Here is a 23,334-nt window from a genome sequence, read left to right as displayed (position 1 = left end):
CGGCTGGGCGAGCCGCTGCGCCGCGGCACGGGCTGGGCGGGGGCCGCCGACGGAACCGGCGGCAGCACCCGCAGCAGATCGTTGAACTGGCGCACGGTGCGCAGACCCTCGTCCCACTGCGCACGGGTGCTGGTGATCGGCATGCTGACCAGCGTCCAGTTCTGCTCGTTCCACATGATCTCGGCGCAGTCCGGCGCGGTGTGGGCGAAGGTGACCATCCGGCGGTCACAGGCGCGTCGGGCGGCGTCGAGGTTCGTCGAGTACACCATCCGGGGCCCGATCGCGCCGAGCAGCCAGATGTCGCTCTCGCGGGGCTCCTTGAGCCCCTTGAGCCGCAGGTCGACGACGACGTTGGTGCCCACCTTGCGGTGCAGCGCGATGACGGTCGCCACATCCTCGAGGTCGAAGATGAAGACCGCCTCGCCCCGGATCTGGCCGAGGACGACGTTGCGGGCGGTGACGTCGCCGACGGTGGACATCACGCCGCGCTTCCAGCGCTGCCGGATATCGGTGGATTCGGCCTCGTAGTCGAACCCGTGCGACTTCGCCCAGGACTTGCGGCGACGGCCCAGACCGCGACGTCGATCCTGGTCGACGTACAGCAATACGGCCGCACTCACGAAACAGAGCGCGGACAGCGTGAACCAGAGCGGGACCATTACGTCCTAGCCTAACTTCTCCGGGCGCTTATCCCCGAACCAGAGCCGATCACGACCCGATCACCCTTGCCGCACCCCGGCCGCCACCCATCCGTCGAAATGGCATTCCGGCAGCCGCGCTCTCGCACTTTCGCTGCCGGAATGCCGTTTCGGCGCGTGACCAGGATCAGCCCAGCACCAGCGAGTCGCCGTCCGGGCCGACGTTCACCGGCACCGCGTCGCCGTCGGCGATCTCGCCGGCGAGCAGCTTCTTGGCCAGCTGGTCGCCGATGGCCTGCTGGACCAGCCGGCGCAGCGGCCGCGCCCCGTAGAGCGGGTCGAAACCGCGCTCGGCCAGCCACTTCTTGGCATCCAGCGACACCTCGAGGGTGAGCCGGCGCTGGGCCAGCCGCTTGTCGAGCTGGGCCAGCTGGATGTCGACGATGTCGACCAGCTCGTCGGCGGTCAGCGCGTCGAACATGATCACGTCGTCGAGCCGGTTGATGAACTCGGGTTTGAAGGCCGCCCGCACCGCCGCCATCACCTGCTCCTCCGTGCCGCCGGCACCCAGGTTGGAGGTCAGGATCAGGATGGTGTTGCGGAAGTCGACCGTGCGGCCCTGACCGTCGGTCAGCCGGCCCTCGTCGAGCACCTGCAGCAGCACGTCGAACACGTCCGGGTGGGCCTTTTCGATCTCGTCGAACAGGATCACCGTGTACGGGCGCCGCCGCACCGCCTCGGTCAGCTGACCGCCCTGGTCGTAGCCGACGTAGCCGGGAGGGGCACCGACCAGGCGGGCCACCGAGTGCTTCTCCCCGTACTCGCTCATGTCGATGCGCACCATCGCGCGTTCGTCGTCGAACAGGAACTCAGCCAGCGCCTTGGCCAGCTCGGTCTTGCCGACGCCGGTCGGGCCCAGGAACATGAACGAACCGGTCGGCCGGTTCGGGTCGGCGACGCCTGCCCGGCTCCTGCGCACCGCATCAGAGACCGCCTGCACGGCCTTCTTCTGACCGACGACGCGCTGGCCCAGCTCGTCTTCCATGCGCAGCAGCTTGGCCGTCTCGCCCTCGAGCATCCGGCCGGCCGGGATACCGGTCCACGCCGACACCACCTCGGCGATGTCGTCGGGACCGACCTCCTCTTTGAGCATCACGTTCTCGCGGGCCTCGGCCTGCGGAACGGCCGAGGCGAGCTTCTTCTCGACCTCGGGGATGCGCCCGTAGCGCAGCTCGGCGGCCTTGGCCAGGTCGCCGTCGCGTTCGGCCCGGTCGGCCGCCCCTTTCAGATCCTCGAGCTGCTCCTTGAGCTCGCGGACCACGTCGATGGCGCCCTTCTCGTTCTGCCAGCGGGTGGTGAGCTCGGACAACTTCTCCTTGTAGTCGGCCAGCTCGCCACGCAACTTGTCCAGGCGTTCCTTGGAGGCGACGTCCTCTTCCTTGGACAGCGCCATCTCCTCGATCTCGAGGCGCCGCACCAGGCGTTCCACCTCGTCGATCTCGACCGGGCGGGAGTCGATCTCCATCCGCAGCCGTGAGGCGGCCTCGTCGACCAGGTCGATGGCCTTGTCGGGCAGGAACCGGCTGGTGATGTAGCGGTCGGACAGCGTGGCCGCCGCGACGAGCGCCGAGTCGGTGATGCGCACGCCGTGGTGCACCTCGTAGCGTTCCTTGAGCCCGCGCAGGATGCCGACGGTGTCCTCGGGGGACGGTTCGCCGACCAGCACCTGCTGGAAGCGGCGTTCCAGTGCGGCGTCCTTCTCGATGTACTTGCGGTACTCGTCGAGCGTGGTCGCTCCGACCAGCCGCAGCTCACCGCGGGCGAGCATCGGCTTGATCATGTTGCCGGCGTCCATCGCCGATTCACCGGTCGCGCCGGCGCCGACGATGGTGTGCAGCTCGTCGATGAAGGTGATGATCTGCCCGGCGGAGTCCTTGATCTCGTCGAGGACGGCCTTGAGCCGTTCCTCGAATTCGCCGCGGTACTTGGCGCCGGCCACCATCGAGCCGAGGTCCAGCGAGATGACGGTCTTGTCGCGCAGGCTCTCGGGAACGTCCCCGGCCACCACGCGTTGCGCGAGGCCCTCCACGATCGCCGTCTTGCCGACGCCGGGTTCGCCGATGAGCACCGGGTTGTTCTTGGTGCGCCGGCTCAGCACCTGCACGACGCGACGGATCTCGTTGTCGCGGCCGATGACCGGGTCGAGCTTGCCTTCGCGGGCCCGGGCGGTCAGGTCGGTGGAGTACTTCTCCAGCGCCTGGTAGCTGCCCTCGGGATCGGGACTGGTGACCCGGGCACTGCCGCGGACCTTGGTGAACGCCTCGCGCAGCGCCTCCGGCGAGGCGCCGTGGCCGGTCAGCAGCTTGGCCACGTCGGAATCGCCGGTGGCCAGCCCGACCAGCAGATGCTCGGTGGAGACGTATTCGTCGTCCATCTCGGTGGCCAGCTGTTGGGCCACCGTCACCGCGGCGATCGATTCGCGCGACAGCTGCGGGGTTGCGCTGGCGCCACTGGCGCTGGGCAGCCTGCCGGCCAGACGCTCCGCCTCGGCCCGGATCGTGGCCGGGTCAACTCCGACCGCCTCCAGCAGCGGGGCGGCGATGCCGTCGTTCTGCGTCAGCAGCGCCATCAACAGATGAGCGGGCATGATCTGCGGGTTGCCCGCGGCCGTGGCCGCCTGCAACGCCGAGGTCAGCGCCGCCTGGGTCTTCGTGGTCGGGTTGAACGAGTCCACGACACCTCCATTCGTCGGATGAGAAAATGCTTGTCGCCTAGACCAACACAGTCAAGGTTGAGTCTGTTCCGCTCAAGTCTAACGAATTTGTTTCGGTCTTCGCCCGCAGACACGGACCCGATCTGCGCGGCCACCGGCGCCGACGCGGTTAACGTCCGCAGATGGCCGACGACGAGTTCGAGTTCGAACGGAAGTTCTTCCTGCTCGACATGCCGGCCGTGGCGGCATCGGACCCGAGCCCCATCCTCATCGCCCAGGCCTATCTGTTCGCCGCCGACGGCTACGCGGTACGCGTGCGCCTCCAGGGGCCGGCGCCCACCGACCTGGACGCCACCGCCGCCGAGCTCGTGACCGCACTGGGCGAGGACGCGCTCGGCACCATGACCGCCAAGGGTCCCGCCGCGGGCGGCACCCGCTACGAGGCCGAACGCGATCTCGACCCACTGGTGGCCGGCCAGATCGTGTCGCGCGCGGCGCACGTCGTCCTCAAGGTGCGCTCCGCGGTGTGGTTGGGCGAGGACGGCTGGGTCATCGACCGTTTCCTGGCCGGCAACACACCCCTGCTGCTGGCCGAGGTCGAGCGCGACGGACCGGTGGTCGACCTGGCGATCCCGTCCTTCTGCACCACCGAGGTGTCAGAGGACGACCGCTTTCGCAACGAATACCTGGCCGAGCATCCATTCGGCTCGTGGGCCCGGGACTACCACCGCGAACTCGACGCAGTCGGGCCGCGTTTCGTCGACAGCCTGGGCCGGAATCAGTTCGAGGGCAGCTGACCCGCGGCGGCGGCCGCCAGCGACCCAACGCGATCTTCACAGCAGCGACACACACTCGAAACGACTCGCCCACAAGATTGCGGGCATGCCTGTATACAAGATTGCCCGCACCGCCTCGGTGCTTCTGGCGGCCGGATCGGTCGCCGCGCTGGCCGCCTGTTCGTCCGACCCCGCCCCGGAGGGTTCTTCCGACGAGCGCGCCGCCTCGGCCTACAGCACCGACCTGTCCGGCGTGTGCCCCGAGACGGTGATCGTCCAGACCGGCTGGTTCCCCCAGCCCGAGCGGGGCTATCTGTATCAACTCATCGGCACCCAGGGCGTCGTCGACGTCGACAAGGGCGCCTACGTCGGCCCGCTGGGCTCCACCGGCGTCGACCTCGAGGTCCGGGTCGGCGGCCCCTACGTCGGCGATCAGTCCGCGGTGTCGATGCTCTACCAGGATCCCGAGATCCTGCTCGGCGAGGTCAACACCGACGAGGCGCTCAACCTCAACGCCGAGTTCCCCACCGTGTCGGTGTTCGCCCCGCTCGAGCAGAGCCCGCAGGTGCTGCTGTGGGACCCCGAGAAGCACGACTTCGGCTCGATGTCCGACATCGGGGCCTCCGGGCTGCCGGTCCTGGTCTACGGGTCCGACGATCCGTGGGTGACCTATTTCGTCGGCGAGGGCGAACTCAACGCCGATCAGATCGACGACAGCTACGACGGCTCCCCGTCCCGCCTGATCGCCAGCGACGGGGAGGTCGTGCAGCAGGGCTACGTCACCAGCGAGCCCTACACCTACGAGCACGACTTCCCGGAGTGGGGCAAGCCGGTGGGCTCGCTGCTGCTGGCCGAGGCCGGCTACAACCCCTACGAGAACGCGCTGGGCGTCACCCCGGAGAAGCTCGAGGAGCAACGTGAATGTCTGGCCGGGCTGGTGCCGCTGCTGCAGCAGGCCCAGGTGGACTACATGACCGACCCGGGTCCGATGAACGAGCGACTGGTCTCGATCGTCGAGGAGCTGGCCAGCTCGTGGACCCTGACCTCCGACGCCAACGAGTTCGCGACCGAGACCATGCGCGATCGCGGTGTCGTCGGCAACGGCAGCGACGGCACGCTCGGCGACTTCGACCCGGCCCGCGTCACCGAGTTCGCCACCCTGATCACCCCGATCCTCGCGGAGAGCAATCCCGACTTCGTCCAGGTCGACGATCCGGCCGTCGTCTACACCAACGAGTTCATCGATCCGGAGATCGGCCTGTGACAGTGTCCGCTGACCTCGCCGACGAGCTCACCGAGCTCGTCGGCGAGACCGGCGTCGAGACCCGGCCCGACGTGCTCGACCGGCTGTCCCGGGACTTCTCCTGGCTCTCCCCGATCCTGTCCCGCGATCTGCGCCCGGTGACCGCGGCGGTCGCCGTGCGCCCGGGATCCACCGCCGAGGTCGCCGCGGTGCTCGCCTTCGCCCACCGCCGCGGGCTCGCGGTGACCCCGCGCGGCACCGGCACCAGCAATTACGGCCAATCGGTCCCGATGGCACCCGGGATCGTGCTCGACACCACCCGGCTCACCGACATCGCCGATGTCACCGAGGACAGCGTCTTCGTCGAGGCCGGAGTCACCTTCGCCGAACTCGAACAGGTGCTCGCCACCCACGACCGCGAGGTCGCCGTGATGCCCAGCACCGTCACCAGCACCGTCGCCGGGTTCCTCTCCGGCGGCAACCAGGGCATCGGGTCGATCGAGTTCGGCTCCATCTGGGATGGCTGGGTCCGCCAACTCACCGTGGTCGGCTGCCTGGAAGATCCTGCGCCGGCGACGGTCTCGGGTGAAGCCTTGGACCGGTTCCTGCACGCCTACGGCACCACCGGGATCATCACCGGCGCCCGGCTGGCCACCGCACCCCGCCGGGAGCGCACCGTGCTGTTCGCCGCGTTCGACACGCTGACCGAGGCCACCCGGGCCGGCCGGGAGCTGATGGACCTGCCGGTGCCGCCCAGGGCGATCTCGGTCGACGACCGGGCCGTCTGGGAGACATTCATCTCACACGACGGCCACGACGGTGCCGTGCTGCTGCGGGCCATGCTCGAGGTGGGCACCGTCGAGGAGGGCGTGTCGATCATCGAGGCCGCCGGCGGCCGGGTGAGCGCGGTCGACAACTCGGCCGTGCGCGCCATGATGAGCAGCGTCTACAACCACAGCACGCTGCGGGCCTACCGTTCCGATCGCGGTCTGGCAGCGGTGCAGATCCGCGGTCCGGCCATCGTCGAGCACGAAGCGGCCGTGCGGGCGACGTTGCCCGGGGCGCGAATCCATCTGGACGGCAACGCTCCCCGGCGGTACGGCAAGGGTTTCTCCGGGCTGCTGCTGTCCACCTGGGTCGACGACGAGACCCTGGCCGCCGGTATCTCCGCCCTGCGCGAACTCGGTGTGGTGGTGGTCAATCCGCACACCTGGCTGGTGGGCAGCCACGGCGGGCTGGACGGGTTCCGGGAGGCGGCGGCCGCCTTCGACCCGCGAGGTCTACTCAACCCCGGCAAGCTGGTGCGGCAGTGACGTCGTCGAAAGGGGGCACCGCGTTGACCGACGAACTCGCCCGCAGGTCACGGCTCGACCCGTTGCACGAACGGGTCGCCCACCGCCTGCGAGAGGAGATCATCAAGGGCTGGCGGCCACCCGGCACCGCGCTCGGTGAGGTCGAGGTCGCCGCCGAGTTCGGCGTCTCGCGCAACCCGGTGCGCGAGGCGATGCGGGTGCTCGAGTCGGAGGGGTTCCTGGTCTCGCGTCCCGGCCGCGGAGTGCTGGTGGCGCGCATCGACGAGGACGAGGCGCGCGGCATTCTCGAGGTCCGGGCCAACCTCGAGACGCTCATCGCCCGTTCGGCGGCCCTGCGCCGCACCGACCGCCATGTCGCCGAGCTGCACCGGGTGATGGACCAGGCGCGGCACGCGATGAGCCAGGGCAGGTTGGACGAACTGGCCGCGCTGAACACCGAATACCACGACCTGCTGGCCCAGGCCAGCGGCAACGAGGTCGCCCGGCGCATCATCGCCGGGCTGATGAAGAAGGTGGCCTGGATGTACTCGATCGACGTCGGCAATCGGGCCCCGGCGTCCTGGCAGGAACACGCCGACCTGCTCAACGCCATCGAGGCCGGCGACGCCGACGGCGCCGATCAGCTGATGTGTGTCCACATCAGCCAGGCCACCCAGGACTTCTCGCTGAAATACCGGCGCGACCCGATCGAGGGCGTGGTGTGAGCGCCGTCGCGGCCCCGCCCACCGACCGGGCCACCCACGGTCTGCGGCTGGCCGGGGTGAGCATGCGCTACCCGGACGGCACCGAGGTGCTCGACGGTATCGACCTGCAGGTGTCACGCGGCCAGATGGTCAGCATCGTCGGCGCCTCCGGGTGCGGTAAGTCGACGGTTCTCAAGCTGGCGTCGGGCCTGCTCGCACCCACGGCCGGGTCGGTCGCGGTGCGCGGCGAGTTGGGCTACGTGTTCCAGGACCCCACCCTGATGCCGTGGCGCACGCTGCTGGGCAACGTCAGCTACCTGGCCGAACTCAACGGCATCGGCCGTGCGCAGCGCCGCGCCCTCGCCCAGGAGGCGATCGACAAGGTCAACCTGTCCGGATTCGAGAAGCACTATCCCCGCCAACTCTCCGGCGGGATGAAGATGCGCGCGTCGATCGCCCGGTCGATGACGCTGCGTCCGGAGGTCTTCCTGTTCGACGAACCGTTCGGCGCACTCGACGAACTCAGCCGCGAACGGCTCAACGACGAGCTCATCGAGGTCTTCCGCAGTGCTCCGTTCGCCGGTGTGTTCGTGACGCATTCGATTCCCGAGGCGGTGTACCTGGGCACCCGGGTGGTGGTGATGTCGCCCCGTCCGGGCCGCATCGTCGCCGACATCCCGGTGCCGTTCGACTACCCGCGCGGCGCCGAACTGCGCTACTCGGCGCAGTTCGCCGCGGTGTGTGCCGAGGCCTCCGATGCGCTGCGGGCGGTGAGCCGATGAACACCACCACCACCACCACCACGGAGCCCCGCGTTTCGGCCCCCGACGGCACCACCGGCAGATCGGATCGACGTGCCGCACAGCGGATCCGCCGCATCGCGCTGCCCTCGCTGGTGCTGCTCGCCGGCCTCGGGCTGTGGCTGGCGGTCACCTATGTGGCGCTCGACGAACGGCGCCGGTTCCTGCTCCCGCCGCCGTGGGCGGTCGCCCGCACCGGGTTGATCGACCCGGTGTCGCGGGCGGAGATCTTCGCCGCGCTCACCCAGACCGCGACCGTCGCACTGACCGGGCTGCTGGTGGCCATCGTCGTCGGCGTCACGATCGCGGTCCTGATGAGCCAGGCGCGGTGGGTCGAGGAGTCGATATATCCGTACGCGGTGATCGTGCAGACACTTCCGATCGTCGCGATCGTGCCGCTGGTCGGGCTGTGGCTGGGGTTCAACTTCTCCAGCCGGGTGATCGTGTGCGTGGTGATGAGCCTGTTCCCCATCATCACCAACACCCTGTTCGGGCTCAAGTCCGCCGATCCGGGTCTGCACGACCTGGCCACCCTGCACAACGCTTCGCGCTGGACCAGGTTGCGCACCATCGCGTTCCCCAACGCGCTGCCGGCGATGTTCACCGGGATCCGGATCGCCGGCGGGTTGTCGGTGATCGGCGCGATCGTCAGCGACTTCTTCTTCCGCCAGGGGTATCCCGGGATCGGCAGGCTACTGGACATCTACCGCGCGAACCTGGACTACGAAGGGCTGATCGCAGCGATCTTCGCGTCGTCCTCGCTGGGCATCGTGGTGTTCTGGTTCATCGGCTGGCTCGGGCAGCGGGTGACCGGCGCATGGACGGGGCCCGGCCGGTGAGCCCGAACGGTAGCGGTCGCCTGGACCACATCGCCTTGGAGGTCGGCGATTTCGACGACCGGATCGCGCTGCTGCAACAGCTGGGCATGGCAGTGCGGCGGGTCGGCACGCTCAACGCCGACCCCAGCCGGCGGATCGCGCTGCTCGCCGACGAGCGCGGTTTCAAGCTCGAGCTCATCGAGTCGAGCGGGGACGGTTTCGCGCACATCGCGTTCGAGGTCGACGACGTCGACGAGAGTGCGGCTGCCGCGCCGGCACCGCTGCAGGTGCGGCGGCCGCCGTACCGGATGGCGGCGGCCAAGGCGGACTCGGCGATGCTGGCCGACGACGGCGGCCTGACCGTGCAGTTCGTCCGCTACGACCCGGACAGCCCCGACCGTTAGGGCACCACCAGCTCCGCGTCCGGCAGGTCGGTGATCAGCATGTGGCCGGGCGCGTGGCCGATCGCCAGCGGTGGCCGGCTCTGCATGACCGCGGCCTGCGGGGTGACCCCGCAGGCCCAGAACACCGGGATCTCCCCGGGCCGGATCTGCACCGGGTCACCGAAGTCCGGCGATTCGATGTCGGTGATGCCCAGCGCCGCCGGATCGCCCACCCGGACCGGCGCCCCGTGCACCGACGGGTAGCGCGAGGTGATCCGCACCGCGTCGGCCACCCGGTCTGCCGGAATCGGCCGCATGGACACCACCAGCGGTCCGCGGATCCGGCCGGCGGGCCGGCACATCCGGTTGGTGCGGTACATCGGAACGTTGGTGCCCGCCTCGATGTGGCGCACCGGCACCCCGGAATCGCGGAGCGCCGATTCGAAGGTGAAGCTGCAGCCGATCACGAACGCCACCAGGTCGTCTCGCCAGTACCCGGTGGCGTCCGGGGTCTGCGCCACCATCTCACCGTCGACGTAGATGCGATAGGCGGGGATGTCGGTGCGCACGTCGCCGTCGGCGAACAGCGGCCCGGCGTGGGCCCCGAGGTCCAGAACGTCGAGCAGCGGACAGGGTTTCGGGTTGCGTTGGGCGAACAGCAACACCTCGAACGCGTAGTCGCGCGGCACCGCGATCAGGTTTGCCTGCGCATAGCCGGCCGACCAGCCGGCGGTGGGAACCACGAGTCCGTCCCGGAAACGCCGCCGCGCCTGTGCCGGTGCGACCGCAGCCGGATCGGCGCAGATACTCATGCCCAGGCCAGCCGGACCTCGGCGCCGGGTCGCAGTTGCGCGGCCCGGTCGACGTCCTCGTCGACCAGCACGCCGGCCACCGGATAGCCGCCGGTCACCGGGTGGTCGGCGAGGAAGATTACCGGCTCACCGCCCGGAGGAACCTGAATGGCGCCGAGACCTACTCCCTCGCTGGGCAACTGGCGATCCGGGTCGCGCAGCCGCAGCCGGGGGGCCTGCTGCGGGGTCAGCCGGGCGCCGACCCGGCTGACCCGGTCCGACACCACCCACCTGGTGTCGACCAGCGCCTCGGCGTCGTCGAGCCAGTCGTCTCTGGGTCCGCGGACCACCCGCAGGGTGTGCTGTTCACCCAGCGGCTCACCGGGGGCGAGGTCGGTGGCCGGCAGGTCCAGCACCTGCGTTCCGGTCCTCAGGATGTCGCCGGCCTGCAGCGGCTCCGGGCCGATCTCGGCGAGGGTGTCCCGACTGCGCGAGCCGAGCACGGCCGGTACGTCCAGCCCGCCGCGCACGGCCACATAGCACCGCAGGCCGTTGCGGGCCTGTCCGATCTCGACGGTCGTGCCGGCATCGACATGGTGACGGGAGTTGTGCCCCAGTACCACCCGGCGACTTCCGGTGTCGGCCACCACATCGGCCTCGGCCCCGGTGACGGCGAAGACCAGGGCGGTGCCGGCCCGGAAGCGCAGGCCGCCGAGCAGCACCTCCAGCGCGGCAACCCCCTCCGGATTGCCGACCAGCCGATTGGCCAGCGCATAGGACCCTTGATCGGCGGCGCCGGCACAGCCGACCCCGATGGCCGCATGCCCGGGCCGCCCGAGGTCCTGCACGGTGCTCTGCGGACCGCCGTCGAGGATGTCGAGATATCCGCTCATCGCTGCACCGCCACGAATTGCACCAGGCCACCGGGGCTCAGCAGGGCCGGTGGGGAGCGGTCCACATCGAACAGCGGCAGTTCGGTACGGCCGATGAGCTGCCAGCCGCCCGGGGACGACGTCGGATAGATCCCGCTGAATTCCCCTGCCAGGCCGACCGATCCGGCCGGGACCGAGGTGCGCGGCTCATCGCGGCGGGGAACGGCGAGCGGGTTGTCGTCGCAGACCAGGTAGCCGAAGCCGGGAGCGAACCCGGTGAACGCGACCCGCCACTGCCGCTTCGTGTGTGCGGCAACGACCTCGTCGGGGGCCAGCCCGGTGAGTCGGGCCACATCGGCGAGGTCCGGTCCGTCGTACACGGTGGGCACCTCGGTCACCTCGCCGGTGGTCGCCGCGAGCTCGGCGGGCCTCAGCCCGGCGATCACATCGCGCACCGTCTCGAGGTGTTCGGGGCCGGCGGCCGACACGTACACGGTGCGCGCCCCGGGCACCACGTCGGTGATCTGCAGATCGGCCGACTCGATCGCGGTCGACCACGCCAGCACGTCCTCGGCTTCGTCGAGCTCCACGAGCACCGCGCGGGTGCCGTAGTTCAGCAGTCTCATGGGTGTTCCTCAGCTCCACAGGTCGGACAGGCCGCTCAACGACATCCATCCCAGATACAGCGTCAGCAGCCAGACCGCCACTGCAATACTCTTGAGCCACACCGGATACCGGTATCCGCCCAGCAGGTCGCGGCGCATCCAGGCGACCCACACCACCACGGTGAAGCCGATCGGCAGGATGAGGCCGTTGAAGGCGCCGGCGAAGACGAGCAACTTCACCGGGGCCGCGCCGAGCATCACGAACAGCACGGCGCTGAGCGCGATGAAGCCCACCGTCAGGATGTTCTGCGTGCGCCGCGAGGTGTCCGACTTCGTCATGAACGACACCGAGGTGTAGGCCGCGCCGATCACCGACGTGATGGCCGCCGCCCACAGGATGACACCGAAGAACACCCCTCCGGCGGTGCCGAGCGCGGCCTCGAACGCCGACGCGGTGGGGTTGTCGGAGGCCAGGCTGGCACCACCGGCGGTCACCCCCAGGATCGCCAGGAACAGCAGCGCCCGCATCACTCCGGTGACGACGATGCCGTACACCGAGGTGCTGGTGATCCGGCCGACGTTGTCGGGGCCGGTGACTCCGGTGTCGAGCAGGCGGTGCGCACCGGCATAGGTGATGTAGCCGCCCACCGTCCCGCCGACGATCGTGGTGATCGCGAGGAAGTTGATCGATTCGGGCAGCACCGCATTGCGCAGCGCCTCACCCAGCGGCGGTTTCGACACGAACGCGGTGTAGGCCGTCATCGCGATCATCCCGGCACCGAGGACCACGACGATCCGGTCGAGCGCGACACCGGCCCGCTTGCTCAGGAAGACCCCGATCGCGATCAGCGCCGAGACGGCGCCGCCGATGCGCGGATCGAGGCCGAACATCGCGTCGGTGCCCAGGCCGGCGCCACTGGTGTTGCCGATGTTGAACACCAGCCCGCCCAGCACGACCAGGGCGGCCAGCGCGTACCCGACGCCGGGCAGCACCCGGTTGCCCAGCTCGTGTGCCCGGATCCCGGACACCCCGATCACCCGCCACACGTTGAGCTGGACGGCGAAGTCGATCACGATCGAGGCGACGATGGCGAACGCGAATGCGGCACCCAGCTTCATGGTGAAGTCGGTGGTCTGGGTGATGAAGCCGGGGCCCACCGCGCTGGTGGCCATCAGGAACATCGCCCCGAGCAGCGCGGCCCGCGGCGATTCGGTGAGCTTTCCGCCCGTGCCGTTGTCGGCCGCCACCGGCTGATGCACGGAGCCTTCAGATGCTGCCATTGCTGACCTTCCTCACCGTGACAGAAACGGGGACTCCCCCTACGGACATGTCGATCAGGGGTTGACCGCCACCGTTTCACGCCGGTAACAGCGGTGATACGGGTGTCGTAAATGTGCCCGGCTAGCCGCGCCGGAAAACCACCCAGCGCATCGCGGAGTACATGTAGACCGCCTCGCAGCCGCCGGCCATCAGGCGGGCCAGCCGGTAGTCGACGCCGAGCGCGGTCAGCAACGACGACACCGCGAGGATGAAGGCGACGTAGTTGACGATCACCACGACGACGTAGATCGACACCTGCGGGCCGACCGGGGCGTGGGACCGAAAATTGAAGTAGCGGTTGAGTGCGTAGCTCAATCCGAACGCACAGGCGTAGGCCACGCTCACCGCGACCGGGTAGGGAACCTGCGCCAGGCCGTGCAGGGTCACCAGCAGCACCAGGTCCACGCCGAAGGTGAAGCTGTTGATCAGGCAGAAGCCCAGGAACGTCGGGGCCACCAGCCGGCCCAGCCGCCACGGCAGGCGGTCGAGCACACGCTCACACCACAGATGGAAGCGTTCGGGTGCGCGCAGTTCCGGTTCCGCCGGCCCGGCTGCCGACGGCGTCAACCCGCCTGACACGCAACCACTGTGACCTCGCCAGGTGTCGGGCCGGTGACCGACCGGCGAACGGCAGGCCACCACTGCCGTACTACGGGAGGTGTCAGCTCACCCGGCGGCCCTGCACGTAGACCTGGTCCACCGACGATTCGCGCATTCCCATCAGCAGCGCGAAAAGCGTCTGGTGCGCTGCCATCACCGGATCGCCGGAACGGACACCGTCGCCGATCATGGCGGCCAGCGCCGGTGTCGCGGACGGGTCGATGACGAGGAAGTCGGCCTCCTTGCCCACGTCGAAGTTGCCGAAGCGTTCCTCCATGTCCAGCGCGCGGGCCCCGGCCAGCGTGCCGACGAACAACATCTCGGCCGGGTGCATGGAGACACTGTCGTCGCCCGGTTCGTTGATGTGCACCTTGAAGGCGTCACCGAGGACACGGGGGATCAGCCACTCGTCGCCGCCGCCGAAATCCGTTCCGGCGGCGATGTTCACCCCGGACTCCACGGTGCGCGTCCACGGCATCGTCCCGGAACCGAGGAACAGCTGGGAGACCGGACAGTGCGCGATCGACGTGCCGGTCTCGGCCATCCGCTCCAATTCGGTGTCGGCACAGTGCACGCAGTGGGCCAGGATGGTCCGGCGACCCAACAGGCTCTTGCCGCCCACGGAGGACCCGGGCAGGAACTTGCCGTCGTAGGTGTCGAGATAGGTGTCGACGCCGTACATCTGTTTGACGCTGTCGATCTCACCGGTGCCGGGCCGGTTGTTCTCGTTGAGGTGGGTGTGCACGTAGACGCCGCGGTCACGCACCGACTCGTAGAGTTCGCCGAGCGCGGTCAGGGTCGCGACGGTGACCGACAGGGAGAACCGCGGGACGATCGCGACGTGCAGCAGCGCGGTGGCGACGTCACCGGTGTCGGCCGCATGCCAGGTGTCGATCTCCTCAGCGGTCAGCCGCAGCGCATCCTCCTCCGAGGTGAGCAGCGCCGCAGCGCTGGAAGGGCCGACGGTCTGGATTCCGCGGCCACTGACGATGCGCAGACCCCGCCGCCGGGTTTCGGCGAACAGCGCGTTCTGGGCGTGCGGAAACGCCGAGCCGAACACCATGGCCGCCGTGGTGCCTGCGGCAACCCGCCGGTCGCAGAATTCGACGGCGGCCCGCTGAGCGAACTCCGGGTCGGCGAGGCGGGTTTCGGAGGGAAAGATGCAGTGCTCGAGCCACTCCAACAGCTGCCCGCCGCCGTACGAATCGCCGGCGAAGGTCTGCGGGAAATGGATGTGGGTGTCGACGAAACCGGGCAGCAGGAACCCCGGCCGGTGGTCGTGCACAGCGGCGGTGGCGTACTGCGCCGGCACCGCGTCGCGGGGGCCGCAGAACACGATGCGTCCGTCACCGTCGACGACCAGGGCCCCATCGGGAACCGCGACCAGGGCCTGCGCGGCCTCGGTCACCGCGGGCTGTCCGGCGATGTGGAAAACATGGCCGAGGTGCACCTGGGTCATCCAGCGACGATAGCGCCGCCGGCGCCGTCCCACGATCTCAAGCACCGCGCTGCGCGACTTGCTAGGTTTGCTCGGTGTCGGACATCTGGAGCGCAATCCTGACCGAGCTCATTCCGCTGGCACTGGTGGTCGCCCTCTCCCCGCTGACGATCATCCCGGCGGTGCTGGTGCTGCATTCGCCGCGCCCGCGTCCCACCGGCCTGGCGTTTCTGGCCGGGTGGCTGGTCGGCCTGAGCGCACTGACGGCGATCTTCATCGCGATCTCGAACCTGCTGGGCGGTCTGGGCGCCAAGCCGCCGAGCTGGGCGTCGTGGTTGCGCATCATCGTCGGGGTGGCGTTGGTGATCTTCGGGATCTACCGGTGGACACAGCGCAAGAAGTCCGCACACATGCCGAGCTGGATGACGAAGATGAGCACACTGACCCCGGCCAAGGCCGGCGGGACCGGTTTGGCGCTGACCGTTGTCAATCCGAAGGTGCTGTTCATCTGCGCCGCAGCCGGTTTGGCGATCGGCACGTCCGGGCTGCGGCCGGCGGGCGCCTGGGTCGCGGAGATCTGGTACGTGCTGATCGCGGCCAGCACGGTGGCGGCGCCGATCCTGAGTTACGCGATCTCGGGTGAACGCCTCGATCCCGCGCTGCAGCGGCTCAAGGAATGGATGGAGCGCCAGCACGCGGTTCTGGTGGCGGTGATCCTGGTGGTGATCGGCCTGCTGGTGTTCTACAAGGGCATCCACGGCCTGTGACGGGGGCGTCAGCCGCCGAAGCCGGCGGGCAGCCTGAGTTCGGCGGCGTCGGCGGTCAGATACCGGGTGACGGTCGGGGCCACCATCTGGACCACAGCCTCGGTGTCCAGTTCTGATAGCGGCGGGACCGCCATCAGGTAGCGCAGCATCGCGGTGCCGACCAGGCTGCTGCCGGCAAGCGCCGCACGCAGCCGGGCCTCGTCTCCCCCACCGAGCACGCCCGACAACGCGGTCAGCACGTAGTCCTGCATGAAGGAGCGGAACGCCGCGTGGGCATCGGGGTTCGACGTCGCCGAGGCGAGCATCGCCCGGATGCTCGCAGCCGTCTCCGGCGCCTCCCACACCCGCAGGTAGGTGCGCGCCATGCGGGCGCCGATGTCGGGGTCGTCGGGTGCTGACTGTCCCTGCAGGGCCGCGACCAGGACACCCGGGTCGATGATCAGCCGCAGGGACTCTCGGAACAGTTCGTTCTTCGACCCGAAGAGGTAGAGCACCATCGACGGGTCCACGCCGGCGTCGGCGGCGATCGCGCGCAGCGTCGTCTTCTCGTAGCCGTCTTCGGCGAACCGTGTCTTCGCTGCGGTGAGGACGGCATCCCGGGATACCGGCTCACCTTCTCGTCGACCACGACGACGCGCTGTTCGTGCAGGTGGAGCCACATCCGAAGGCTAACATTTCAGTAGCTGTTGAAATTTGGTCAGCGGCCGCCTAACCTCGGGACCAGGTTGTTAATTCAACACTCAGTGAAAAGGTGGTCACGATGACTCAGACGCATCACCCGCAGACACCGGTCGCCCATCGCGCCCACCCCGGACACCAGCCGTCACCGGCGGCGCGGGCGGCGGGCATCGTCGTCGCGATCACCGCCGCACTGGCCGTCGTGGCGATCGCGTTCGCACTCCCGGCGACCCGGTCCGAACCGCACGGCGTGCCGATCGGCGCCGCCGGGCCGCAGGCCGCCGGCGGACAGCTGAGCGGGATGCTCGAGCAGCACGCGCCCGGGGCGTTCGACGTGACCTTCTACCCGAGCCGCGACGCGCTGGCGCGGGCCATCCGGGACCGGGAGATCTACGGCGGCATCGCGGCCCCGGCCGAACCCGGCGCCCCGGCTGAGATGCTGATCGCCACCGGCGCCAGCCCGGCGATCGCCGGGCTGCTGACCCAGCTGGGCCAACAGATCAACCAGGGCACCGGCATGCCCGTCGGCATCGAGGACCTCGCCCCGCCCTCACCACGCGACCCGCGCGGGGCCGGCCTGGCCGCCTCGGCGCTGCCGCTGACCCTCGCCGGATTGCTGCCTGCCATCGCGTTGGTCCTCGCGGTGCCGCGCAGATACGGCATCCAGTTCGGAGCCGCCCTGCTCTCGGCGGCGCTGTCCGGCGTCACGATCGCGGCACTGCTTCGTTTCGTGTTCGGTTCCACGACGCAGAACTTCTGGGGCGTCACCGCCGGGCTGACGCTGGGGGTGGCCGCCGCGGCACTGTTCCTGCTCGGCCTCGGGGCGTTGTTCGGCAAGGCGGGACTCGCGCTCGGCGCGCTGCTCGCGCTGCTGATCGGCAACCCGCTCTCGGGGCTGACCAGCGCACCGGAGCTGCTGCCTGCGGGCTGGGGAACGCTGGGCCAGTTCCTGCCGCAGGGCGCGACCGCGACACTGCTGCGCTCCACGGCGTTCTTCGCCGGCGCCGGCGCGTCGACCGCGATCACGGTGCTGGTGTGCTGGGCGCTCGCCGGCGCGGCGCTGCTGGCCGCCGCCGCGCTGCGGCACGGCAGACGGCCGACACCGTGACTTAAGATCGAACGGCGTGGGACTCGAAGATCGCCAGGCGTTGCGCACACTTCGTGCCGCGGTGACGCCGGGGCCCGAGTCCGAACCGCTCATCCGTGACTTCTACACCAGGTGGTTCGCCGCAGACCTGTCCGCGCGTGACCTGTTCCCGCCCGACATGACCAGGCAGCGACTCGTCTTCGCCGAGGCCCTGAGCTGGCTGTGCGACGAGTTGATCGCCCAGCGCGCCGAAGAGCCGGTGGCCTTCCTGGCCCAGCTCGGCCGCGACCACCGCAAGTACGGAGTCACCCCGGCCCACTACAGCATGGTGCAGGACGCGCTGCTGGAAACACTGCGCACACACCTCGGCGACCGGTGGGACCCGCCGACCGCCGAAGCCGTCACCGATGTGGTCGCCCTCGCCGTCGGCGTGATGAGCGGTGCCGCCGACGCCGAGACCAGCCCGCCGTTCAGCGACGGAACCGTGCTCGAGCATCTTCGACCGACCCGCGACATCTCGGTGATCCGGCTCAAGATGGACCATCCGCTGAGCTACCTGCCCGGGCAGTACGTCCCGGTTCAGGTTCCCCAGTGGCCGCGCCGCTGGCGCTACCTGAGTCCGGCGATGCCGGCCGACCCCCAGGGCTACGTCGAGTTCCACGTCCGCTCGGTGCCCGGCGGCATGGTGTCCACCACGATCCTCGGCGAAACCCGGCCCGGTGACCGGTGGCGGCTGTCGAATCCGCACGGAGCCCTGCACGTCGACCGTGACGGCGGCGACGTGCTGATGGTGGCCGGCCGCACCGGATTGGCGCCGCTGCGCGCGCTGATCATGGAGCTGGCCCAGTTCGCGGAGAACCCGCGGGTACATCTGTTCTTCGGGGCGAAACACCCGTGCGAGCTCTACGACCTACCCACGCTGTGGGAGATCGCCTCGACCAACCGCTGGCTGTCGGTGACACCGGTGTCCGAGCTGACGTTCGACCCGCCGTGGGCCGCCGACTACCCCGATCCGACCCCGCCGCGCGGCCTGCACGTCCGCCAGACCGGCACCCTGCCCGAAGTGGTCACCCACTACGGGAGCTGGGGCGACCGCCAGATCCTGGTCTGCGGGGGGCCGACGATGGTGACCGCGACCCGGGCCGCGCTGATCGCCAAAGGCGCCCCCGCGGAACGAATCCAGCACGATCCACTGGCCAGCTGAGCCCGCCCTGGCAGGATCGGGGGCATGCCCGAGTTCGAAACCGTCACGCTGCGCGACCCGTCGTCGGCCCTGACCGCGACCTACGTCCCTCAAGCCGGCATGATCGCCACCTCGCTCTCCGACGCCGGCGCAGAGCTGCTGGGCCAGCGCCGCGGCCTGCAGGCCTACGTGTCCAACCACAAGACGATGGGCATCCCGATTCTGTATCCGTGGGCGAACCGGCTCAGCAGCAACGGCTACGGCGTGGACGGTGCCGTCGTGACGTTGACCCCGGGCACCGGCGGGGTGCGCACCGACGAGCACGGTGTGCCGATCCACGGCACCCTGGCCGCCTACCCGGACTGGCACGTCACCACCGAACTGGAATCGCAGCTGACCGCAGAACTGGACTTCGCCGCACGGCCCGGGTTGCTCGCGGCGTTCCCGTTCCCGCACCTGCTGACCCTGGACATCACGCTGATGGACCGCACGCTGACAGTGCGGACGACCGTCACCGCCACCACTGGGTCACGGGTGCCGATGTGCTTCGGTTTCCACCCCTACCTGCGACTTCCGGGCATTCCACGAGCCCAGTGGCAGATCGAGACGCCGGCGATGCGGCACCGGCCGGTCAATCCGTGGGGCATCCCGACCGGGGCGGCGATCGCTCACCCGGCCACCTCGGAGACATTGGACGACAAAGTCATCGACGATGGCTTCGACGAGGTCCCCGAGGGATCGATGTTCGCGGTGTCCGGTGGCGACCGGCGCATCGAGGTCCACTTCGACACCGGCTACACCGCCGCACAGGTATTCGCACCCGCGAACGACGACGTCGTCTGCTTCGAACCGATGGCCGCCGCCACCGATGCGCTTCGGCTGGGCGGCTACCGCGAGGTGCAGCCGGGTGAGTCGGCGACCGCCCAGTTCCGGATCAAGGTGAGCTAGCGGTCCCTGCCGCCTCGAGAACCCGCCGCAGGGTCGCGAACTGCGCGGCGGCGAGAGCGCTCAGCTCGTCGGCTGCGAATTCCTCGAAATGCGCCAGCGTCCATTCGTCGAACACCTGCAGAATCCCCAGGATGAGGCTGTACTGCAGCGCTTCCGGCAAGTCGGTGCGCACGACATCCGCTCTTCGCCCCACCTGCAGAACTTCTTCGACCCAGGCCCGGATCGCCCCGAAGGTGCCCTCGATCGCGGCCTTGGCGGTCTCGGGTGCCGCCGCGTAGAACATCCGGCCCAGCGCGAGGTAGGACTCGCGTCGCTGCATCACGACAATGAGCTCCCAGAAGAACTCCTCGAGTTTTCTCCAGTAGCCGGGCCCACTGAATTCCTCAGGCGCGGCGATGGCGACCTCCGCGGCCAGGTCCCCGATCAATTCCCTAACGACGAAATCGAATAGCGCGGCCTTGGACGGCAGAAAATAGTAGAACGAACTCTTGCTCATCCTGCATGTCTCGACGATACGGTTCAGCGAGGCGTTCCGGTAGCCGGCACTGCTGAATTCACATGCGGCAACGGCGACCAACTCGCGGCGGCGGTCGACCGCCATGTCATCGATCCGGCCGGTGCGCATGGACGCATCGTAGCAGTCGACCGCCGACCGGAAATGCTGTGAACCGGTCGGTCCACAGCGTGTGGACCGACCGGTCCACACATTGCTACAGTCACAATCAACCGCTACTAGAAAAGGGAGCATGCGTATGCTCATCCCCACCGATCTCCACGCGCAGTACCACGCCGCGGCCGCCGACGACCTCAGAGTGCTGGTGGTGGGAGCGGGGATCGCCGGCGTCACCATCGCCCAACTCCTCCGCCGTGACGGGCGCCATCCGGTACTCATCGAGCGAGGCGACAGCCCCGAACCCGGGGGCTACATGCTCGGACTGATGCCGATCGTCGACCCGGTACTCGACGATCTCGGCGTTCATGAGGCATACCGCGCTACGAGCGTGCCTCTCGAACGCTACGTCGTGCACGGACACACCGGCCGCACCCTGCGTGACGATACGATGGCCGCCGTTCTGGACCGTTTCGGAGACTATCGCGGCATCGCCCGAGGTGCGCTGGTCGATGCGCTGGCCACCGACGGATGCGCGGTCAGTTTCGACTCGACAGTCTCCGAGCTCAATGAAAGCCGATCCACCGCAGAAGTTTCCGTCAAGTCGGCGGGTGGAATGCACCACCTCGAATTCGATCTCGTCGTCATCGCCGACGGAATGCACTCGACAACCCGCGACCTCGTACTCGACAACGACACCGTCGAGGTCGTCGACACCGATTGCGGTGGCTGGGTGATGTGGGCGGCGCCCGACACCGACGCTACCGACGCCGGAGCTGCCGAGGAGTACTGGGGGGCCGGCTTCTTCGTCGGAATGTACCCGGTCGCAGGCGAACTGGGCGTCTTCGTCTCCGGGCCACGCGCCCAGACCCGGGATACCTCGACGTTCGTCGACCGTATCCGCCGCACGATCAGGACACCCGACGCAAGACTGGCCCGCGCCCTCAACGCCGCGACCGCACACCCGGACGCGTACTACTGGTCGCTCACCGATTGCCGGGCACCGGTGTGGACCACACGACGCACCGTGCTACTGGGCGATGCCGCTGCCGGCTTCCTGCCCACCGCAGGCATCGGGGCGGGCATGGCGATGGAGTCGGCATGGGTTCTCGGTCGCATGTTGCGACGCGCAAACCGGTCGCGGATACCCGGCCTGATCCGCGCGTATGAACACGCTCAGCGCCCACGGGTCGAAGCCGCCCAAAGCAACTCACGGCAACTGGCCAAAGTGATGTTCACCCGCAATCGACTGCTGGCGACCGTCCGCGACCTGGTGCTGCGAGCCGTCAGCGTGGAGAGATCGTTTCGGCCCATTCAACGACTGCTCGACGAGCAACCTGATCCCGACACGCTCGCCGAGCGTGCCCTGGCCTCGGCGCGGTAGCGAACGATCCCGCTAGCGCTGGTTGCGCGGCTGCCACACCACCAGGGCGGTGCTCTTGGCCCGCGGCTGCGCACGCAGTTGCTCGACCTCTTCGGACAGCTCCCGAACCCGGGACTGCAGCGCCTCGACCTGATTGGTCAGCTCGATGATCCGCTTGATCCCGGCAAGGTTGACGCCCTCGTCCTGGGAGAGCCGCTGCACCTCCCGGAGCAGGTCGACGTCGCGCTGCGAATAGCGGCGCCCTCCACCGGAACTGCGCTGCGGGGTGACCAGGCCGAGCCGGTCGTAGGTGCGCAGCGTCTGCGCATGCATACCGGCCAGCTCGGCCGCCACCGAGATCAGGAACGTCCGGGCCTCGTCTCTCATCGCGAACCTCGCCCCTTCGCGCGAGCGCTCATCGGGAACCTCGCCTCTTCGCGCGAGCGCTCATCGAAAACCTCGCCTCTTCGCGCGAGCGCTCATCGGTTCCCCGCCCATCCGGCCCGCGGGTCGAAACCACTGGCGCGCTCGGCCTTCGCATAGGCCTCCAGCGCCTCGGCGGCCTCACCGTCGACGTTCGGCGGCACCGCCACCTTCACGGTGACCAGCAGATCGCCGTTGCCCCCGGAACGCTTGGGCACCCCGCGATCGCGCACCCGCAGGATCCGGCCGTCGGCGGTGCCCTTGGGCACCCGCACGCCGACCTTTCCCTCCAGGGTCGGTACCGAAAGCGTGGTCCCCAAAGCGAGTTCGTGGAAACTGACCGGAACGGTCACCGTCAGGTCGTCACCGCTACGCCCGAAGACCTTGTCGGGCCGGACATGGACGGTGACATACAGGTCGCCCGACGGTGCGCCGCGCAACCCCGCCTCGCCCTGCCCGGCCAGCCGGATGCGTTGACCGTCCTCCACACCGGGCGGGATCCGCACGTTGATCGTGCGGGTACGGGTGGTCACCCCGGTACCGCGGCACTCCTCACACGGATGCTCGATGATCGAGCCGCTGCCACGGCACTCGGCGCACGGCTCGGAGAACCCGAACGCACCCTGGTTTCGGCTGATGACTCCGGCGCCATTGCAGCTCGGGCACACCTTGGGGCTGGTCCCCGGCCGGGCACCACTGCCGTGACAGTTGGTGCACGGAGCGGGGCTGGTGAGCCGCAACGGCATCGCCACCCCCTTGGTGGCCTCCAGGAAGGACAGCTCGGTCTCGGTTTCGAGATCGTTGCCCCGGCGAGGCCGCGACGGACGCGCCTGGGCCCCACCGCGGCCGAACAGACCGCCGAACAGATCGCCGATGTTCGCGCCGCCGGTCTGGCCGGCGGCGTCGAACAGATCGTTGAGATTGAACTCCTGGCCGTCGCCCGCGCCGAAGCCGCCGAAGCCGCCGCCGCCGCCGTCACTGAAGCGGCCACGACCGAACCCGCCGCCCGCGAACAGCCGCCGGGTTTCGTCGTACTCCTTGCGTTTGGCCGGATCGCTGAGCACCTCCTTGGCCTCGGACGCGGACTTGTACCGCTCCTCGGCCACGGTGTTACCCGGGTTCCGGTCAGGGTGGTTCTCGGCGAGGATCTTGCGGGCAGCCCGCTTGATCTCCTCCTGGCTGGCGTCGGAGGCGACGCCGAGCTCCTTGTAGAAGTCCTTCTCAACCCATTCTCGTTGGGCCATATCGCGTCACCTCCTCACCTGCTCGTTCGCGTACTGG

At 69.1% G+C, this 23,334-nt stretch carries 24 protein-coding genes; 12 read left to right on the top strand and 12 right to left on the bottom strand.

The annotated features are described in order from the left end of the window. Both ttfA and clpB read right to left on the bottom strand, forming a co-directional pair. A partial coding sequence (gene ttfA / locus ACXAID_RS06310) for a trehalose monomycolate transport factor TtfA (RefSeq protein ID WP_475021331.1) occupies positions 1–659 on the bottom strand: 659 nt, incomplete at its 3' end. A gap of 166 nt (positions 660–825) precedes the next feature. Next, positions 826–3,372, bottom strand: coding sequence for an ATP-dependent chaperone ClpB (clpB, locus tag ACXAID_RS06305; protein ID WP_475021330.1), 2,547 nt, complete (start codon positions 3,370–3,372; stop codon positions 826–828). A 161-nt stretch (positions 3,373–3,533) separates the two neighbouring features. On the opposite strand from clpB, the gene ACXAID_RS06300 reads away from it, so the two are divergent. From ACXAID_RS06300 to ACXAID_RS06270, 7 genes are all read left to right on the top strand, one after another. Next, positions 3,534–4,148 (top strand): CYTH domain-containing protein, encoded by a 615-nt coding sequence (locus ACXAID_RS06300; protein WP_475021329.1) that lies wholly within the window; start codon positions 3,534–3,536, stop codon positions 4,146–4,148. 85 nt (positions 4,149–4,233) lie between these two features. After that, positions 4,234–5,391, top strand: a complete 1,158-nt coding sequence (locus ACXAID_RS06295) for an ABC transporter substrate-binding protein (protein ID WP_475021328.1) — start codon at positions 4,234–4,236, stop codon at positions 5,389–5,391. Next, positions 5,388–6,683: an FAD-binding oxidoreductase gene (locus ACXAID_RS06290; protein ID WP_475021327.1), complete on the top strand. Its 1,296-nt coding sequence runs from the start codon at positions 5,388–5,390 to the stop codon at positions 6,681–6,683. Before ACXAID_RS06295 ends, ACXAID_RS06290 begins: the two co-directional genes overlap by 4 nt. Then, on the top strand, positions 6,680–7,387 hold the full coding sequence (locus ACXAID_RS06285; RefSeq protein ID WP_475021326.1) for a GntR family transcriptional regulator: 708 nt from the start codon (positions 6,680–6,682) through the stop codon (positions 7,385–7,387). Before ACXAID_RS06290 ends, ACXAID_RS06285 begins: the two co-directional genes overlap by 4 nt. Next, complete coding sequence (locus tag ACXAID_RS06280; protein ID WP_475021325.1) at positions 7,384–8,148, top strand: ABC transporter ATP-binding protein; 765 nt, start codon at positions 7,384–7,386, stop codon at positions 8,146–8,148. Before ACXAID_RS06285 ends, ACXAID_RS06280 begins: the two co-directional genes overlap by 4 nt. Continuing rightward, positions 8,145–9,005, top strand: coding sequence for an ABC transporter permease (locus ACXAID_RS06275; RefSeq protein ID WP_475021324.1), 861 nt, complete (start codon positions 8,145–8,147; stop codon positions 9,003–9,005). The genes ACXAID_RS06280 and ACXAID_RS06275 overlap by 4 nt, the downstream gene beginning before the upstream one ends. After that, a complete protein-coding gene (locus ACXAID_RS06270; RefSeq protein ID WP_475021323.1) occupies positions 9,002–9,388 on the top strand; it encodes a VOC family protein in 387 nt (128 codons plus the stop codon). The genes ACXAID_RS06275 and ACXAID_RS06270 overlap by 4 nt, the downstream gene beginning before the upstream one ends. On the opposite strand, the gene ACXAID_RS06265 is transcribed toward ACXAID_RS06270, so the two are convergent. The 6 genes from ACXAID_RS06265 to ACXAID_RS06240 all read right to left on the bottom strand — a co-directional run bounded on the left by ACXAID_RS06265 (position 9,385) and on the right by ACXAID_RS06240 (position 15,015). Then, positions 9,385–10,179 (bottom strand): putative hydro-lyase, encoded by a 795-nt coding sequence (locus ACXAID_RS06265; protein WP_475021322.1) that lies wholly within the window; start codon positions 10,177–10,179, stop codon positions 9,385–9,387. The two genes, ACXAID_RS06270 and ACXAID_RS06265, sit on opposite strands and share 4 nt — an antisense overlap. Further along, complete coding sequence (locus ACXAID_RS06260; protein ID WP_475021321.1) at positions 10,176–11,051, bottom strand: 5-oxoprolinase subunit C family protein; 876 nt, start codon at positions 11,049–11,051, stop codon at positions 10,176–10,178. Before ACXAID_RS06260 ends, ACXAID_RS06265 begins: the two co-directional genes overlap by 4 nt. Then, complete coding sequence (locus ACXAID_RS06255; RefSeq protein ID WP_475021320.1) at positions 11,048–11,656, bottom strand: 5-oxoprolinase subunit B family protein; 609 nt, start codon at positions 11,654–11,656, stop codon at positions 11,048–11,050. The genes ACXAID_RS06260 and ACXAID_RS06255 overlap by 4 nt, the downstream gene beginning before the upstream one ends. A gap of 9 nt (positions 11,657–11,665) precedes the next feature. Then, a complete protein-coding gene (locus tag ACXAID_RS06250) occupies positions 11,666–12,916 on the bottom strand; it encodes an NRAMP family divalent metal transporter (RefSeq protein ID WP_475021319.1) in 1,251 nt (416 codons plus the stop codon). A 121-nt stretch (positions 12,917–13,037) separates the two neighbouring features. Next, positions 13,038–13,535, bottom strand: coding sequence for a GtrA family protein (locus tag ACXAID_RS06245; protein WP_475021318.1), 498 nt, complete (start codon positions 13,533–13,535; stop codon positions 13,038–13,040). An 82-nt stretch (positions 13,536–13,617) separates the two neighbouring features. Continuing rightward, complete coding sequence (locus ACXAID_RS06240; RefSeq protein WP_475021317.1) at positions 13,618–15,015, bottom strand: guanine deaminase; 1,398 nt, start codon at positions 15,013–15,015, stop codon at positions 13,618–13,620. A gap of 74 nt (positions 15,016–15,089) precedes the next feature. Here ACXAID_RS06240 and ACXAID_RS06235 point away from each other — a divergent pair, with 74 nt between their 5' ends. After that, positions 15,090–15,761 carry a GAP family protein gene (locus ACXAID_RS06235; RefSeq protein ID WP_475021316.1) on the top strand — a complete coding sequence of 224 codons (672 nt, stop codon included), beginning with the start codon at positions 15,090–15,092 and terminating at the stop codon, positions 15,759–15,761. A gap of 8 nt (positions 15,762–15,769) precedes the next feature. On the opposite strand, the gene ACXAID_RS06230 is transcribed toward ACXAID_RS06235, so the two are convergent. Then, complete coding sequence (locus tag ACXAID_RS06230; protein WP_475021315.1) at positions 15,770–16,420, bottom strand: TetR/AcrR family transcriptional regulator; 651 nt, start codon at positions 16,418–16,420, stop codon at positions 15,770–15,772. A gap of 101 nt (positions 16,421–16,521) precedes the next feature. Between ACXAID_RS06230 and ACXAID_RS06225 the strand changes: the two genes are divergently transcribed. The 3 genes from ACXAID_RS06225 to ACXAID_RS06215 are packed head-to-tail and all read left to right on the top strand — an operon-like array spanning position 16,522 to position 19,657. Then, positions 16,522–17,547 carry an ABC transporter permease gene (locus tag ACXAID_RS06225; RefSeq protein ID WP_475021314.1) on the top strand — a complete coding sequence of 342 codons (1,026 nt, stop codon included), beginning with the start codon at positions 16,522–16,524 and terminating at the stop codon, positions 17,545–17,547. Positions 17,548–17,563: 16 nt separating this feature from the next. Then, the gene (locus ACXAID_RS06220; protein ID WP_475021313.1) at positions 17,564–18,730 is read left to right on the top strand and encodes an FAD-binding oxidoreductase; all 1,167 of its coding nucleotides are present in this window, start codon (positions 17,564–17,566) and stop codon (positions 18,728–18,730) included. Positions 18,731–18,754: 24 nt separating this feature from the next. Continuing rightward, on the top strand, positions 18,755–19,657 hold the full coding sequence (locus ACXAID_RS06215; RefSeq protein ID WP_475021312.1) for an aldose 1-epimerase: 903 nt from the start codon (positions 18,755–18,757) through the stop codon (positions 19,655–19,657). Here the strand turns inward: ACXAID_RS06215 and ACXAID_RS06210 are convergent. Beyond that, a complete protein-coding gene (locus ACXAID_RS06210) occupies positions 19,644–20,282 on the bottom strand; it encodes a TetR/AcrR family transcriptional regulator (protein ID WP_475021311.1) in 639 nt (212 codons plus the stop codon). The genes ACXAID_RS06215 and ACXAID_RS06210 overlap by 14 nt on opposite strands. A gap of 121 nt (positions 20,283–20,403) precedes the next feature. Between ACXAID_RS06210 and ACXAID_RS06205 the strand changes: the two genes are divergently transcribed. After that, on the top strand, positions 20,404–21,651 hold the full coding sequence (locus ACXAID_RS06205; RefSeq protein WP_475021310.1) for an FAD-dependent oxidoreductase: 1,248 nt from the start codon (positions 20,404–20,406) through the stop codon (positions 21,649–21,651). Positions 21,652–21,663: 12 nt separating this feature from the next. On the opposite strand, the gene ACXAID_RS06200 is transcribed toward ACXAID_RS06205, so the two are convergent. Both ACXAID_RS06200 and dnaJ read right to left on the bottom strand, forming a co-directional pair. Continuing rightward, complete coding sequence (locus tag ACXAID_RS06200) at positions 21,664–22,017, bottom strand: heat shock protein transcriptional repressor HspR (protein WP_475021309.1); 354 nt, start codon at positions 22,015–22,017, stop codon at positions 21,664–21,666. Between the two features lie 92 nt (positions 22,018–22,109). Next, the gene (gene dnaJ, locus ACXAID_RS06195) at positions 22,110–23,297 is read right to left on the bottom strand and encodes a molecular chaperone DnaJ (protein WP_475021308.1); all 1,188 of its coding nucleotides are present in this window, start codon (positions 23,295–23,297) and stop codon (positions 22,110–22,112) included. Positions 23,298–23,334: the final 37 nt, after the last annotated feature.

The organism is Mycobacterium sp. ABE4_509, from assembly GCF_056160785.1.
Note: the sequence above shows the minus strand (reverse complement) of the source record. Positions and strands in the feature narration are given on the sequence as shown.

Coding starts and splice junctions, on each gene's coding strand:
- ACXAID_RS06215 (WP_475021312.1), top strand. CDS start 18,755: ATGCCCGAGTTCGAAACCGTCACGCTGCGCGACCCGTCGTCGGCCCTG.
- ACXAID_RS06200 (WP_475021309.1), bottom strand. CDS start 22,017: ATGAGAGACGAGGCCCGGACGTTCCTGATCTCGGTGGCGGCCGAGCTG.
- ACXAID_RS06265 (WP_475021322.1), bottom strand. CDS start 10,179: ATGAGTATCTGCGCCGATCCGGCTGCGGTCGCACCGGCACAGGCGCGG.
- ACXAID_RS06250 (WP_475021319.1), bottom strand. CDS start 12,916: ATGGCAGCATCTGAAGGCTCCGTGCATCAGCCGGTGGCGGCCGACAAC.
- ACXAID_RS06260 (WP_475021321.1), bottom strand. CDS start 11,051: ATGAGCGGATATCTCGACATCCTCGACGGCGGTCCGCAGAGCACCGTG.
- ACXAID_RS06240 (WP_475021317.1), bottom strand. CDS start 15,015: ATGACCCAGGTGCACCTCGGCCATGTTTTCCACATCGCCGGACAGCCC.
- ACXAID_RS06300 (WP_475021329.1), top strand. CDS start 3,534: ATGGCCGACGACGAGTTCGAGTTCGAACGGAAGTTCTTCCTGCTCGAC.
- ACXAID_RS06205 (WP_475021310.1), top strand. CDS start 20,404: ATGCGTATGCTCATCCCCACCGATCTCCACGCGCAGTACCACGCCGCG.
- ACXAID_RS06210 (WP_475021311.1), bottom strand. CDS start 20,282: ATGCGCACCGGCCGGATCGATGACATGGCGGTCGACCGCCGCCGCGAG.
- ACXAID_RS06295 (WP_475021328.1), top strand. CDS start 4,234: ATGCCTGTATACAAGATTGCCCGCACCGCCTCGGTGCTTCTGGCGGCC.
- ACXAID_RS06225 (WP_475021314.1), top strand. CDS start 16,522: ATGACTCAGACGCATCACCCGCAGACACCGGTCGCCCATCGCGCCCAC.
- ACXAID_RS06255 (WP_475021320.1), bottom strand. CDS start 11,656: ATGAGACTGCTGAACTACGGCACCCGCGCGGTGCTCGTGGAGCTCGAC.
- dnaJ (WP_475021308.1), bottom strand. CDS start 23,297: ATGGCCCAACGAGAATGGGTTGAGAAGGACTTCTACAAGGAGCTCGGC.
- ACXAID_RS06275 (WP_475021324.1), top strand. CDS start 8,145: ATGAACACCACCACCACCACCACCACGGAGCCCCGCGTTTCGGCCCCC.